Annotated in this window: 15 protein-coding genes; 10 read left to right on the top strand and 5 right to left on the bottom strand. The window is 64.5% G+C overall.

The window, feature by feature from the left end; translation table 11 throughout:
- Positions 1-7 precede the first annotated feature (7 nt).
- The 5 genes from AC3WR5_RS10250 (at position 8) to AC3WR5_RS10230 (ending at position 3091) form a co-directional block, all read left to right on the top strand.
- A complete protein-coding gene (locus AC3WR5_RS10250) occupies positions 8-946 on the top strand; it encodes an AraC family transcriptional regulator (protein ID WP_492484063.1) in 939 nt (312 codons plus the stop codon).
- A 143-nt stretch (positions 947-1089) separates the two neighbouring features.
- Positions 1090-1710: a PfkB family carbohydrate kinase gene (locus tag AC3WR5_RS10245; RefSeq protein WP_492484061.1), complete on the top strand. Its 621-nt coding sequence runs from the start codon at positions 1090-1092 to the stop codon at positions 1708-1710.
- A gap of 443 nt (positions 1711-2153) precedes the next feature.
- Entirely contained in the window at positions 2154-2507 is a 354-nt protein-coding gene (locus AC3WR5_RS10240; RefSeq protein WP_492484059.1) for a hypothetical protein, read from the top strand.
- A 28-nt stretch (positions 2508-2535) separates the two neighbouring features.
- The gene (locus AC3WR5_RS10235; protein WP_492484058.1) at positions 2536-2703 is read left to right on the top strand and encodes a hypothetical protein; all 168 of its coding nucleotides are present in this window, start codon (positions 2536-2538) and stop codon (positions 2701-2703) included.
- 175 nt (positions 2704-2878) lie between these two features.
- Positions 2879-3091 carry a hypothetical protein gene (locus AC3WR5_RS10230; protein ID WP_492484056.1) on the top strand — a complete coding sequence of 71 codons (213 nt, stop codon included), beginning with the start codon at positions 2879-2881 and terminating at the stop codon, positions 3089-3091.
- A 63-nt stretch (positions 3092-3154) separates the two neighbouring features.
- Here the strand turns inward: AC3WR5_RS10230 and AC3WR5_RS10225 are convergent, their stop codons facing one another.
- Entirely contained in the window at positions 3155-3928 is a 774-nt protein-coding gene (locus AC3WR5_RS10225) for an SDR family oxidoreductase (protein ID WP_492484054.1), read from the bottom strand.
- A 66-nt stretch (positions 3929-3994) separates the two neighbouring features.
- On the opposite strand from AC3WR5_RS10225, the gene AC3WR5_RS10220 reads away from it, so the two are divergent.
- Entirely contained in the window at positions 3995-4897 is a 903-nt protein-coding gene (locus tag AC3WR5_RS10220) for an SDR family NAD(P)-dependent oxidoreductase (RefSeq protein ID WP_492484053.1), read from the top strand.
- A 40-nt stretch (positions 4898-4937) separates the two neighbouring features.
- Here the strand turns inward: AC3WR5_RS10220 and AC3WR5_RS10215 are convergent, their stop codons facing one another.
- The 4 genes from AC3WR5_RS10215 to AC3WR5_RS10200 form a co-directional block, all read right to left on the bottom strand.
- A complete protein-coding gene (locus AC3WR5_RS10215; protein ID WP_492484051.1) occupies positions 4938-6680 on the bottom strand; it encodes an FAD-dependent oxidoreductase in 1743 nt (580 codons plus the stop codon).
- A gap of 69 nt (positions 6681-6749) precedes the next feature.
- Positions 6750-7103 carry a cyclophilin-like fold protein gene (locus AC3WR5_RS10210; RefSeq protein WP_492484049.1) on the bottom strand — a complete coding sequence of 118 codons (354 nt, stop codon included), beginning with the start codon at positions 7101-7103 and terminating at the stop codon, positions 6750-6752.
- Between the two features lie 97 nt (positions 7104-7200).
- On the bottom strand, positions 7201-8427 hold the full coding sequence (locus AC3WR5_RS10205; RefSeq protein WP_492484048.1) for an arabinose transporter: 1227 nt from the start codon (positions 8425-8427) through the stop codon (positions 7201-7203).
- Positions 8424-8969, bottom strand: coding sequence for a DUF2889 domain-containing protein (locus AC3WR5_RS10200; RefSeq protein ID WP_492484047.1), 546 nt, complete (start codon positions 8967-8969; stop codon positions 8424-8426). The genes AC3WR5_RS10205 and AC3WR5_RS10200 overlap by 4 nt, the downstream gene beginning before the upstream one ends.
- 229 nt (positions 8970-9198) lie before the next feature.
- Here AC3WR5_RS10200 and AC3WR5_RS10195 point away from each other — a divergent pair, with 229 nt between their 5' ends.
- From AC3WR5_RS10195 to AC3WR5_RS10180, 4 genes are read left to right on the top strand one after another with little or no spacing between them, the layout of a single operon-like run.
- Positions 9199-10977 carry a thiamine pyrophosphate-binding protein gene (locus AC3WR5_RS10195; protein ID WP_492484046.1) on the top strand — a complete coding sequence of 593 codons (1779 nt, stop codon included), beginning with the start codon at positions 9199-9201 and terminating at the stop codon, positions 10975-10977.
- A gap of 16 nt (positions 10978-10993) precedes the next feature.
- The gene (locus AC3WR5_RS10190; RefSeq protein WP_492484045.1) at positions 10994-11440 is read left to right on the top strand and encodes a Zn-ribbon domain-containing OB-fold protein; all 447 of its coding nucleotides are present in this window, start codon (positions 10994-10996) and stop codon (positions 11438-11440) included.
- Positions 11437-12603, top strand: coding sequence for a thiolase C-terminal domain-containing protein (locus tag AC3WR5_RS10185; RefSeq protein ID WP_492484043.1), 1167 nt, complete (start codon positions 11437-11439; stop codon positions 12601-12603). Before AC3WR5_RS10190 ends, AC3WR5_RS10185 begins: the two co-directional genes overlap by 4 nt.
- A gap of 25 nt (positions 12604-12628) precedes the next feature.
- Positions 12629-13099 (top strand): MaoC/PaaZ C-terminal domain-containing protein, encoded by a 471-nt coding sequence (locus AC3WR5_RS10180; RefSeq protein WP_492484041.1) that lies wholly within the window; start codon positions 12629-12631, stop codon positions 13097-13099.
- Positions 13100-13104 lie beyond the last annotated feature (5 nt).

Below are 13104 nucleotides of genomic sequence, written 5' to 3'. Positions count from 1 at the left end.
TGTGGCCATGTCTGCACGCGAACTCAACTTGCCCCGCCAGCGTCAACCCGAACTGGAGCACGACTACGCGCGCTCGCCATCGCTGGGCTACGAGGCACCGGCGGACACGGGTCTGGTGCGCTGCGTCGCGCACGGCTTTCCGACGCCCCTGGCGCGCTGGCATTTTCACGACGAATACGAACTGCACCTGATCACCGTGACCTCGGGCAAGGCCTTTGTCGGCGACTGGATTGGGCCCTTCCGGCCCGGTCACCTGGTTCTGTGCGGACCGCGGTTGCCGCACAACTGGGTGTCGGTGGATACGCCCGAGGGCGGCGTGCCAGAACGGGATCTGGTGATCCAGTTCGCTCACAACCCGATCGCCCACGCGGCTGAGCAGATCCCGGAGATGGCGGAAGTGATGGCGCTTCTGGAGCGCGCACGCCACGGGATCGAATTCTTCGGCCTCTCGGACCACGCTGTGCGGCATTTCGACGCCGTGAAGTCGGCGCGCGGCTTCCAGAGGCTGGCTGCGTTTTGCCTCTACCTGAGCGACCTCGCGCGCTGTACCGACTACCGCCTGCTGTCGAGCGTGCGCATGCAGGGCGAAGAAAACGAGGTCTCGAACGGCCAGGTCAGCGAGATTATCAATCGCATCGCGCGCGACTACGCGCATCCGTTGTCGGCCGCGGAAATGGCGAGCGAACTGGGCATGAGCGACAGCCGCTTCTCGCGCTTCTTTCGCCGTGCCACCGGCAACACATTCACCGATTTCGTGAACCGCATCCGCGTCAACCGCGCCTGCCAGCTGTTGATGGAGACCGATCACCTGGTCACCCACATTGGTCACGAGGTCGGGTTCAACAACCTCGCCAATTTCAACCGCCGGTTCCTGGAAATCAAGGGCGTGACGCCCACCGAATTCAGGCGCCAGGCAGACCACCGCTTCGGTGGCCCACGCGTCTGACATCTGCAGGATCGGCGAGGCTTGCGCATGTTTCTCGGCAACGACCTCGGCACTTCAGATGCAGCCCGCCAACCTTTTCGACCGATCGCAGACCGCGCTGGTCACTGGTCGACATTTGAGGCTCCCTTGAGGAGAAAGGCCTGATGTTCGTCGTCTGCGGTGAAGCTTTGTTCGATATTTTCGCCACGGGCGACACTGCCACCGGAATGGCATTCGACGGCCGCATTGGCGGCTCACCGCTCAATGTCGCGTTGGGCCTGGCTCGGCTTGGGCAGCCGGTCGTCTTTTTTTGGGGCATCGGCATTGGTTTCGCCGGGGAACGTCTGATGCGGGCGCTCGCCGACGACGAGGTTGCAGCCGGCGCGGTCGCCCACATCGATGCGCCGACCACGTTGAGCCTGGGCGGCCTGGATGCGCAAGGTGTTCCCTCGTACGCCTTCTATGGCGAGGGCGCAGCCGATCGTCTGGTGCGCCACGAACATCTGGCTGCGATTCCGGCAACGGCAAACGCCTTTCACTTCGGCAGCTATGCCATGGTGGTGCAGCGCCGTTGGCGCCACCCTGCAATGGATGCAGCCGCGAACCCACGTGCTGAAGCTCAGCGACGAGGACTTGGCGTTGCTCTATCCAGGTCGCTCAATCAACGACTTCGCCGACGCGGCACTGGCAGCCGGTACGACGTTGGTGGTCGTCACGCGCGGCGGCGAAGGAGAGGCCGCCTTCCATCCTGCCGGTCGCATTGCCGCCTGAACCGGCGGCCGTGACCGTGATCGACCGCCGTCGGCGCCGGAGACACCTTCAAGGCTGCCTTGCAAACTTGGCTTGCCGAGCACAGCGCTTTGACGGCAGCCGGCATCGCGGCGCTCGACCTGGCCTCGCTCTCAAGCGCGTTGCACTTCGCCACGCGCGCCGCGGCGACCACCTTCGGTCGCCGTGGTGCCAACTTGCCGCGGCGCGTTGAGCTCGACTGAAACAGCCGCAGCCGGGTCCTGGGATTCGCTCGAATTTCATGTCGGTGCCATCTCAAACTTTCTGCGCTGTCTCCGGTGGGGCAGTCAGTGATTGAACGCGGCTTATGGCTGACCCTGGCACACGTACTTGACGTGCCGATAATCGTCAAGGCTCATGTGGTTGTCGGCGATGGCATCCCGGATGGATGGCCAGTACTGGGGCGGTCCCTCGGGTGTCATGCGGACTCTTCGACGCCGTGACCGGTGAACAGGCCTGGGCCTTCGACGCCGGTGTGCCGGGTCGCATTGGCGCGCCGCCGGAGGGCGAGGGCTATACGCCGTCGCTGCTGAACAGTTGGGCGCCGATCAGTGCCGACGAGCAACTGGGCCTGGTCTATATGCCGATGGGCGGGGCCATGCCCGATGCCTACGGTGGCCGGCGCCGCACGTGCGAGCGCGACGTCGGCAGTGCCGTCGTCGCGCTCGATGCCGAGACCGACCGGATGCGCTGGCGCTCCAGACCGCCCACCACGATATCTGTGACTACGACGTCGCCTCGCAGCCGACGCTGGCTAACCCGACCGCGCCGCAGACCGCGCGCCTGTTGCTGATCCGCCGACCAAACCCTGCGAAATCTTCGTGCTGGACCACGAGGCCGGTGAGCCGATCAAGGCGGTGCACGAGCTGACCGTTCCGCAAGGCGGCATCGCGGAGGGCGAGCGCCTGTCCCCGACCCAGCCTGAATCCAGCGACCCGCCGGCCTTCCACGAACCCGAGCTGCGCGAGAAGGACATGTGGCACGCGTGACTTGCGCCGCAAATCAAACAGTGCCCTCCGGCGCCTCGGAAAAGCAGTAGTGCAAAACAATGGCAGGGGAACAACTGCTGGTCCCGGGAGCGACGCGTCTACGGCCAGTGCTGCAGTTGCAATTGCCCGGCCGGGTGGAGTCATCGGTCACGTGGGCGTGCCTCACTATTAAGGAATGCCCGGCATTCCTACTTTCTTCAAGAGCCTCGTCGTGGGTGGCGGGCCGACACCGGTGCGGGCTTGCATCGACGAACTGCCGCCCGATGTGCTTGAGGGTCGTATCCAGCCCGGCCGCGTGTTCGACCGTACAGTCGGCTTGCAGGAGGCGCCCGAAGGCCACCGGGCGATGGATGAGCGGCAAGCCATCAAGGTCATGATCCAACCTTGATGACAAAGGCCCCATCGCCATGGCGAGCGTGTGCAGTAAACCGCGCGCGGACTGTGAGCCTTTCTAGAACAGCGAAGCGATCATGCCACCCTCGACGGCGATGGTCGAACCAGTGACAAAGCCCGCCTGCCTTGAGGCCAGGAAAGCCACCACGCCGCAGAGTTCCTCTTGTGTGCCCATCCGCCCCAACGGGGTCAACCCCTGTCGGTGCTGGGTCTGCGCCGCGCTGTAGGCCGACGAGCCGGTGCGATGACTGGTGTCGATCAGGGCCGGCGCGACGCAGTTGACCGTGATGCCCTTGGGTCCAAGCTCGTTGGCCAGCCCCTTCATGTAGGCCGTGACGCCGGCGCGAAACACGGTGGACAACGCGTGTACCGCCATCGGCTGCTTCGCCGAAGCCGACGTGATGGCCACGATTCGCCCCCAGCCCTTCCCAACCATCAGCGGGGCCACACCATTGACCACCTGGATCACGCTCAGCAGTTGGTTCTCGTACGCTTCCTGCCAGCGTTGCGTCTCGGTTTCCTCCAGGGTGTCACGCAGCGGGTTGGGTGGGCGGCCGGTCACGAGCACCACGATGTCGGGGCCGCCAATACTTGATAGGGTATCCGCCAGACGCTGCACATCACCGGCCACCAGCATGCTGCCAGCGACGACGTGCGCCTTGACGCCGTAGTCCTGCTCGATCTCCGTCGCGATCTGCTGCAGCTTGTCCACCGAGCGCGCGAACAGGACCACGTTGGCGCCCTCCGCCGCCAATGCCCGCGCAATGTTGCGGCCCATGCCGCCACTGGCTGCCGTGATCAGTGCAACTTTTCCGTCAATTCCGAGATTCATGGCCCAAGAGTCTCCATGGCAATGCAAGTTCCAGTCTGTTTCAATGGATGGAACTAAGTCCGAACAATGGAACCGATGATATCATTCACACGGCAGTTCCAGCTCAATCTGATGAGGCAAGACACAGTCATGAACACTCCCAATGGTCAAGGTGCGGGTTGGACCGCTTCGAAGCGTCTGGATGGCAAGGTGGCCGTCGTCATTGGCGCGGGTCAGAGCCCAGGCGAGGGCCTCGGCAATGGCCGCGCCGCGGCGATCCGATTTGCGCGCGAAGGTGCGCGTGTGTTGGCCGTCAACCGGTCGATCGAGTCGGCCGAAATCACGGCGGAAATGATCCGCAGCGAGGGTGGCGACGCGTTGGCGTTCAAGGCCGACATCACGCAGGAGGCCGAGATCGTTGCGGCGATCAGCGAGGCCCATCGCCGCTGGGGCTCGCTGGACATCTTGCACAACAACGTCGGCGTGAGCCTGGGCGGTGGTGATGCGGACCTGATGGACATCACCGAGGACCGCTTCGACAACATCTACCGCACCAATCTGCGTGGCCCGGCTTTCGCTTGCAAACATGCTTTGGCGATCATGCGGGAACAGCGTTCCGGTTCTATCGTCAATGTGTCCTCGGCTGCGGCTGTGGGTCTGTACCCCTACGTGGCCTACAAGGCGACGAAGGCCGGGATGAATGCGATGACCGAACAACTCGCGCTGCAGAACGCCAAGTTCAACATCCGCGTCAACGCCATCATGCCCGGCCTGATCGACACGCCGATGGCCGTTGAAACCCGCTCGCGCCGTTTTGCCAAGTCGCGCGACGAGGTCAATGCAGAGCGTAACGCCAAGGTGCCGCTCGGGCGCCAGGGCACAGGTTGGGACGTGGCCAACCTGGCGGTGTTCCTCGCCTCGGAGGAGTCCAGCTTCATCACAGGCGTGTGCATCCTCGTTGACGGCGGGCGAATCCTCAACCGCACTTGAGGCATGGCAAAGTGCGGGGTGTGCCCCGCGCTTTGCCGGTTCAGACCGACTGTGGCGCCGCGGCATCAGCGTTACGCCGGGCTCCCGCGGTTATGTCCTCGCACGCATGTCGGGCTGCGATGTAGCCGAACACCAGTGCTGGCCCGAGCGTGATGCCTGGGCCCGGATAAGCACCGTTCATCACCGAGTGCATGTCGTTCCCGCATGCATACAGCCCCGCAAGCGGCGTTCCGTCCGGGCGCATCACACGCGCCAGCTCATCTGTCATCGCACCAGCTGCCATGCCGAGATCGGCGGGCTGGACGGCCACTGCGAAGAACGGTGCCCGATCAATGGGCGCCACGCAGGGGTTGGGCTTCTGATCTGCGTCGCCGAGGTGGCGCTGGTAGATGTTGCTGCCTCGGTCGAACTGGGGATCCTGACCAAGCGCCGCGTGTTCGTTGTAGCCGCGCACAGTTTCGGAGAATTGATCGCGCGGCACGCCGATGTCGTCTGCAAGTTGCGCCAGCGTGTCGGCGCGGCGTAGATAGCCGCTGCGGCGTGCTTCGTGCGTGGTCAGCGCAAACGGCCGGATCCGGCCAAGGCCGTACTTCCACAGGAAGGTGCTGTCGCAGATGAGCCAGGCCGGGCTGCGGCGCGCCGGGTCGCGCAGCTGTGCGCGCACGAACTCGTGATAAGACACGGCCTCGTTGACGAAGCGTCTTCCGTCCTGATCCACGGCAATCAGGCCGGGCTTGGCGCGGTCCGTCACCGTGTGCGGAAAGACGGCCTGCTGGCCGTCGTGGCGCGTGAATGTCGACACTGGAACCCAGAAGGCCAAGGCATCGTCCAGCGACGATGCCGGCGGGCTGAGTCGTGCGCCGACACGTTGCGCCAGTTCCGCACCGCCAACCGACGCCCCGCTCTTCACCGTGGCGGACAGGCCACCGGCAGAGGCAGGCACGTACTGGTTGCGCATCAGCGTGTGATGCGAGACCCCGCCGGTGGCGAGAACAACGCCGAGCCGCGCGCGCAACGTTCGCTGAGCAGCACCGAATCCGGCGGTGACGCCAATGACGCGTTCCCCCTCGCGCACCAGTGAAACGACCGACGTTCGCAGTGCGATCTCGACGCCCAAGTCGAGGGCCGACTTGAACAGGCGCGCCACCAGCGCATTACCGAGAACCAGCGATGTTCCCCGGTGCGCGTTCAACCGCTGCCGAAGATGGCGGGCGAGCAGTCTGGTGGCATGCCACATCGCCTTCGGTGAGCGCGTCACGCGCCGTAGAACCGGCAGGTCTTCGCGGCTGACCATCATGCCGCCGAACAGCATGAACTCAGGCAGCGGGTCGCGCAGTGTTGCGAAGGCCGCGCCCAGTTCGCGGCCGTCGAAGGGGACGGGCTCCAGCACGCGACCGCCAGCTGTCGCGCCTGGGAGGTCGGGATAGTAGTCGGGATAGCGGCGCACGGGTTGCAGGCGCAGCGAGGTGTGCGATTCGAGGAAGCGGATCGCTTCGTCGCCGCGCGCCAGGAAGTGCGAGATGCGGGCATCCTGTTGCGAGCCGGACACGGTGTGGCTGAGGTACGTGCGCGCGTCCTGCAGACTGTCTGGCAGCCCCACTTCTTTCATCTTGTGGTTGTCCGGTATCCACACCATGCCGCCGGAGATCGCCGACGTGCCGCCCACGCGATCACTGTGCTCCAGCAGCAGCACACGCTGGCCCAGCGCGGCCGCTGTGCATGCCGCCGAGAGGCCCGCGGCACCCGATCCGACCACAATCAGGTCATACATCTCACGCATCATCGTTTGTGGCTCCAGTGTGCCCGGCTGCCGGCCCCCGCGCGCTGGTCGCGTGCAGGCGGCTTCGAGGTCTCATTCCGCGGCCATTGCCAGTCCAGCTTGCATCCTGCCTGTGAAGCGCAATGCCTCCAGTGGCGACGTGATGCGTCCGAGACGGATCAAGCCAGGCGAGTAGCGGAATTTCCGGTAGAAGATTGCAAGGCTGCCCCAGGGCGCGTAGTACGCCAGATCGCCTGGGAGTGGCGTGACGCCGTCCGGCGCGCCGGCAGTCGACAGCTTGCGCGGCAGGTAGGTGATCTTTTCTGTGCTGGCATGGTCTTCGAGCGTCACCGCGAGCGGAAGAAGCGAGCGGAAATCATTCGCCGTAGGGTGGTCGTCCAGCGTTGCCGCAATGACCGTCTCGCCGAAAGTGATGTGCATCAGCATGGCAGTCTCCGGGTGGCTGGTTGGGCCGGTTGCGGCCGAGCGATTGACGGCAGCGGGAGGCTGAGTACCACCAGCCCGATGTGGGTACTTCTTCGTTTCATGGCATCGCCTTTCTCGGCGATTCATTGATGCCCGCTTTGGGCCGTCGCATCAGGACAAGAGCCACGGCTGCTGCAAGCAGCACCGTCGGTGCACTCGCTGCGAACACCGCAGCGAGCCCCGTCTTGTCAGCCAGCAGGCCCAGCGCGGGCCCGGCCAAGCCAAGCGCCAGGTCGAGGCAGGCCGTGTAGCTGCCCAGTGCCAGTGCGCGGTGGCCGGCCGGTGCCTGCCGCACAACTTCGAGTCCGAAGCCGGGAAAGACGAGTGAGTAGCCAAGGCCCACCATCGCTGCGCCGAACACGGCCGCCAGCGGGGTATTCGCTCCTGCGACCACCGTCAGTCCGAGCCCTTCGAGCGGCAAGCTGAACAGCGCCACGCGGGCGCCGCCGAAGCGGTCAGGGAGGCGACCGCCCGCGATCCACGCTGCGACGAAAGCAACTGCGAAAGCGCTGAATCCGGCCCAAATTGGCGACCAGCTACGACTGGCGAACAACAGCGTGATGAAGGTCGTGATGGCGGAGAACCCGAGGCTGCTCAAAGCCAGCCCGAGGCCCGGTCTCCAGACTGCACGCAAGGTCTTGGCACTGCTCTGGGGCGCACGCGGCGCTGGCGTAACGTGCACTGGAACGCGGTGCAGCAGCGGCAATGCCAAAGTCGGCACAACAAACGTCGCGACCGCAATTGCGGTGTACCCCATGGATGCGTAAAGCGCCGCACCGATCGGCGCGCCGATCGCGAACGCCGTGTACATGGCAATGCCGATCCACGCCATCACGCGGCCGGATTCGCTCGGCTTCGCCAAACAGACTACCCACGAGAGCGCGCCTGTCACCAAGAAGCTCTCCGCGCCACCGAGCAGCGCACGTCCGAGCAGCAGCACTGCCAGTGAGATATCGGGAGATGCCATGAACTGCAGTGACAGCAGGTACAGGAGGCCGGATGCGGAGGCTGCGAGCAGCCCGATGTGAGCCGCCATGTTCGGCCCGTGCCGATCACACAAATGTCCTGACCAGAGGCGCGACAGCAACGATGCGGCGAACTGGCTGCCCGAGACCAGCCCGACGACGAACGAGCTCATGCCGAGCGTTTGGTGCACGTGCACGGGCAGCACCGGCATCGCGAGCCCGGTCATCCCGAAGACCATGAACACCAGTGCCATGGGGGCCAGCAGGCAGCGCTGCAATGCCATCGATCGACTGGTGCTTGAAGATGCCCTGAAGCTCATGACTCGGCCGACGGCCGGTGGTGACTGGGCCAGAGCATCTTTGCCACTGATCGTTCGCGCCCATAGGCGTAGCAGGTGTCGATCTTCCAACGCGCAGCGAGTTCCCGATTCGTATCGACACCACGGATGCCTTGCAGCGCTGTGGTGCCGAGCGTGACGAGCATCTCCATCAGATGCGTGCATCCGGCCGCGCCACGCAACCGTTCCTTGACCTTAGCCGACCAACCGCGCGCGATGCGCTCACCGACGAGTACTTTCAATGTTCCCTCGGCTTCCCTGCAGAGCGGCCAAGGCGTTGCGTCGGAAGACGCTTCTATGTCGCGAACCACGAACTCTCGGTCGACAGTGACGCGTATCCACAGGTCGTGCAGCGGCTCGCCCCCAGGTGTTGGAACGGGGGAGCTGGCGCGCAGAAATGGGAACGGCTTGCGATCGATCAGCCTCGCCTCTACATCAAACAGCCCGTCAACGCGCGCGAAAGCCCTCATGTCAATCGCTCGGTGATGAACTTCGTGGCGCATGGCGGGCGTGGTCAGTGGCATGGTGGTCTCCAACTTGATTGTGGCGTTGGACTAGTCGTCTGTCGGTCGCATTCACTGCCCCACTTGGTAAGCCCTTCTGACCGCTCTACGGCCGGTAAGCAAGAGTGGCTACCTGCATAAGAAGAACTGTCTGGACACTGCAATCGCGACTCGGCAAAGTGCAATTCCCTCGGGTGGCTCAAACATCACGAGGTCCCGAACACCGCAAACAGCGAAGGTAGGCATGGTCATGAAGGGCAGCGAAGTCATCGCAGGGTATCTGGTGCAGCAGAAGGTGCCATTCGTGTTCGGCATCTGTGGTCACGGCAACGTTGGCATGCTCGACGCGCTGTACGACGTGCGTGACAAGGTCACGTTGATATCACCACGGCACGAGCAGTGCGCAGGCCACATGGCCGACGCCTATTTCCGAGTGAAGCACAGCCCAGTCGCCACGCTCACGTCGACAGGTCCCGGCTCCGCCAACATGGTGATGTCGCTCGCGACTGCGCTTTCGGACTCATCGGCGTTCCTCGCGATCACGTCAAACGTACCGACCTCGCAGATGAACCGAGCGCCATTTCAGGAGCTCTATGCCCACAACCAAGCCGATTTTCCGTCGGTGCTGAAGCCGGTGGTCAAGCGCAGCTTTCAGCCCTCGCGCGTGGACATGTTGCCGCTGGCGCTGCGCCAGGCGTTCGACACCATGGTCACAGGGCGGCCTGGCCCGGTAAACCTCGACGTGCCTTACAACCTCTACCAGGAAGAGGCGGATGTGGGGGTGCCGCCACCGTCGCATGTGCTCGGGGCGCACCGCCCCGCGGCTTCGCCGGCGGACGTTGCAAGCGTGGTTGGGCTGCTGAGAGCGGCGCAGCGCCCGGTGTTCTTCATCGGTCACGGCGTCACGCTGTCGGAAGCTGGCCCGGCACTCACCGCACTGTCCAAGCGCTTGGGGGTGCCGGTCATCACGTCGCCGAATGGCATGGGCTGCGTGCCGGCGGACGATCTGCACACACTCGGCTTCATCGGCCGCAACGGCGCGTATCCGGCCAACCAGGCTGGTCGCCACGCCGATCTGATCATCACCGTCGGCACACGCTTCGACGATCGCTCCTCCTCCAGCTGGCAGCCGGGCTATTCGTGGAATTTTCCAAAGACCAAGCTCGTTCACGTTGACATCGATCCACAGGAACTCGGGCGCAACTATCCGCCGACGCTCGGTCTGGTGGCCGATTGCAAGGTGTTCTGCGAGCAATTGCTGGCGGCAGTGAACGAGGCCGGCGACATCCCTGCTGGCAAGTACGCAGGTTGGCTGGAGCAGGTGGGCGGCTGGGTGGGCGAGTGGGAGCGATTCATTCGCCCAAACTTCTCTGCCATTACCACGCCGATCCGGCCGGAGTTCGTCGTCGATACGCTGCAAAAGGTGCTGCCAGACGATGTGATCCTTTCGCTCGACTCGGGTGTCCACCACAACTGGTTCATGCAGTTCTGGAAGCCACGCCGGCCACAGAGCATGCTCAACAGTTGGGGCTATTCGTCAATGGGGTTCGGTGTGTGCGGCGTGCTCGGTGCGCAACTCGCCGCGCCTGATCGCCCCTGCGTGGCCGTCGTTGGCGACGGAGGCTTCACGATGACGCCGTACGTCGTTTGTACCGCGGTCGAGCACAACCTGCCTTGCGTGTGGATCGTCTGGAACAACTTCGCCTGGGGCGCGATCCGCGACATCCAGTACGGCATGTTTGGCGGGCGTGAGCACGGTACCGCCTTTTACAAGGGCGCACAGGGGCCGGGTGGTGAGCGCTACAACCCCGACTTCGCGGCCTGGGCGCGCGCCTGTGGCGCCGATGGCATGACAGTGACGCGCAGCGAAGACCTTGGCGACGCCGTGGCCCTGGCACTGCGCAATCGGCGACCTTGCGTCATTGACGTGCACATTGACGCCGAGGTCCGGCCCCCGTCCACAGGCACTTGGCAATTGCCGCCAACGCCTTTCAAGGAACCCGCTTTCGGCAAGCCTTGGGTGGCATGAATTCACTGGGACTCGAATGAACGTCATGCAGCAGCCCCTTCCATTGCCCAAGCCGGAACCCAACGCCGATTCACGTGCGTACTGGGCTGCCGCGCGCGAGCTGCGTCTGACGGTGCGATCTTGTCAGGCCTGCGGTCAGCGGCACTTCATGCCCCGCGGCCAGTGCCCATTCTGCTGGTCTGACCAACTGGTGTGGGTCGACTGCTGCGGGCTTGGCACCGTGTACAGCCTGAGCATCGTGCGCCGCGCGCCGACCCCCGATTTCGCGGCGCTCGTGCCCTATGTGATCGCATTGATCGACCTCGACGAAGGCCCGCGCATGTTTGCAAACGTCGTGGGAAGCAACGCGCTGGATACCGCGATTGGAGACCGCGTCAAAGTGACGTTCGAGCGTCGCGGTGACGAGGCGCTGATTCCGCAGTTCGAGCGGCTCGGCTCCACCGATCACGGGCAGGCAGCATGACACTCAAGAACAAGGTGGCAATCGTCGGTGTCGGCGAGTCCGACATCGGCAAGGTGCCTCACCTGTCGGGCCTGGGGCTGAACGCACAGGCCTGCAAGCGAGCGCTCGACGATGCGGGCTTGCGGCCTGCGGACGTCGACGGGCTGCTCACAGCCTACTCGTTCACCGAGAGTTACACCATGCTCGGCGCGTCGCTGTGCGAGTACATGGGCATGCGGCCGCGCATGTGCACCTCGATGGTGGCCGGCGGCGCCAGCCCCGGCATCATGCTGCGCCACGCGGCCCAGGCGATTGCCTCCGGAACGGCCGAGACGGTGCTGGTTTGTGCTGGCGAGAACCGCGCCACCGGCCTCGGGCGCGAAGCGGCCATCGCGGTGCTCACCAATGTCGGCCATCCGCAGTTCGAGAAGCCCTATGGCGGGTCGATACCGGGCTTCTACGCCATGGTGGCGCAGCGCCACATGTTCGAGTACGGCACGACACGCGAGCAGTTGGCCTGCGTGGCCGTGAACACGCGTGCGCATGCGGGTCTGCACCCAGACGCGCAGATGAAGGCGCCGTTGACGATTGAGCAGGTGCTGGCGTCCAAGCCGATCGCCGACCCGTTGTGCATGCTCGACTGCTGCATCATCTCCGATGCTGCAGGCGCGTTTGTCGTGACGTCGGCCGAGCGGGCTCGCGACATGAAGCACAAGCCGGCCTACTTGCTAGGCATTGGCGAGATGCACACCCACGAGCACGTGATGTGCGCGCCGGACCTGATGAACTTTGGCGCACGCGAGTCGGGCCGAAGCGCCTACCAGATGGCCGGCATTGAGCCGCAGGACGTCGACCTGGCCCAGCTCTACGACTGTTTCACCATCGTACCGATCATCGAGCTCGAGGAGCTCGGCTTCTGCGCACCCGGTGAGGGCGGCGCCTTCTTCCAGGGCGGCCACGCGCGCATTGGTGGCAAGTTGCCGGTCAACACCAATGGCGGGATGCTATCGCACGCCCACGCGGGCGCGGCGGGTGCCATCTTGGGCATCGTCGAGGTCGTCCGGCAATTGCGCGGGGGGCTCGGTCCACGTCAGGTCGAGGGCGCCGAAATTGCGTTGGTGCACAACGAAGGCGGGATCTTGTCCTCGCACTGCTCGCTGATTCTCGGCAGCACCCCCGGTTGAACCCGGTTTGAACACAGGCAGCATCGTGACCACCACCCACCACCCACGCGGCAAGTACTTTGAAGACTTCGAGGTCGGCGCCGAATATGTGACGCCCTCGCGCACCGTCACCAGCACGGACATCGTGAACTTCGCCTGCATTTCGGGTGACTTCAACGAGATCCACACCAACTTCGAGTACTGCAAACAGACGCCGTTTGGTGAGCCGATTGCGCACGGACCACTGGTCTACGCGATCGCCGGCGGCCTGTGGCATGCCGCTGGTGTGAACGAGGGAACCATCCTCGCACTGCTCGGCGTGGATGAGTGGCGGCTGGTTAGCCCTGTGAAACACGGCGACACGATCCACCTCGTCGCCCGCGTCGCGCACAAGAAGGAGACCAGCAAGCCTGACCGTGGTGTGGTGGCCTTCGATCGCCGCATCGTCAAGCAGGACGGCACGGTGGCGCAGACGATGAAGACGACGCTGATGTACCGGCGGCGCCCCGAGGCTTGAGCCTG

This window comes from Ideonella sp. FW305-24, from assembly GCF_058788035.1.
Note: the sequence above shows the minus strand (reverse complement) of the source record. Positions and strands in the feature narration are given on the sequence as shown.

Bases quoted from the DNA above. Each gene is read 5' to 3' on its own strand.
- AC3WR5_RS10250 (WP_492484063.1), top strand. From the start codon at position 8: ATGTCTGCACGCGAACTCAACTTGCCCCGCCAGCGTCAACCCGAACTG.
- AC3WR5_RS10245 (WP_492484061.1), top strand. From the start codon at position 1,090: ATGTTCGTCGTCTGCGGTGAAGCTTTGTTCGATATTTTCGCCACGGGC.
- AC3WR5_RS10230 (WP_492484056.1), top strand. From the start codon at position 2,879: ATGCCCGGCATTCCTACTTTCTTCAAGAGCCTCGTCGTGGGTGGCGGG.
- AC3WR5_RS10225 (WP_492484054.1), bottom strand. From the start codon at position 3,928: ATGAATCTCGGAATTGACGGAAAAGTTGCACTGATCACGGCAGCCAGT.
- AC3WR5_RS10220 (WP_492484053.1), top strand. From the start codon at position 3,995: ATGGAACCGATGATATCATTCACACGGCAGTTCCAGCTCAATCTGATG.
- AC3WR5_RS10215 (WP_492484051.1), bottom strand. From the start codon at position 6,680: ATGATGCGTGAGATGTATGACCTGATTGTGGTCGGATCGGGTGCCGCG.
- AC3WR5_RS10210 (WP_492484049.1), bottom strand. From the start codon at position 7,103: ATGCTGATGCACATCACTTTCGGCGAGACGGTCATTGCGGCAACGCTG.
- AC3WR5_RS10205 (WP_492484048.1), bottom strand. From the start codon at position 8,427: ATGAGCTTCAGGGCATCTTCAAGCACCAGTCGATCGATGGCATTGCAG.
- AC3WR5_RS10200 (WP_492484047.1), bottom strand. From the start codon at position 8,969: ATGCCACTGACCACGCCCGCCATGCGCCACGAAGTTCATCACCGAGCG.
- AC3WR5_RS10195 (WP_492484046.1), top strand. From the start codon at position 9,199: ATGAAGGGCAGCGAAGTCATCGCAGGGTATCTGGTGCAGCAGAAGGTG.
- AC3WR5_RS10190 (WP_492484045.1), top strand. From the start codon at position 10,994: ATGAACGTCATGCAGCAGCCCCTTCCATTGCCCAAGCCGGAACCCAAC.
- AC3WR5_RS10185 (WP_492484043.1), top strand. From the start codon at position 11,437: ATGACACTCAAGAACAAGGTGGCAATCGTCGGTGTCGGCGAGTCCGAC.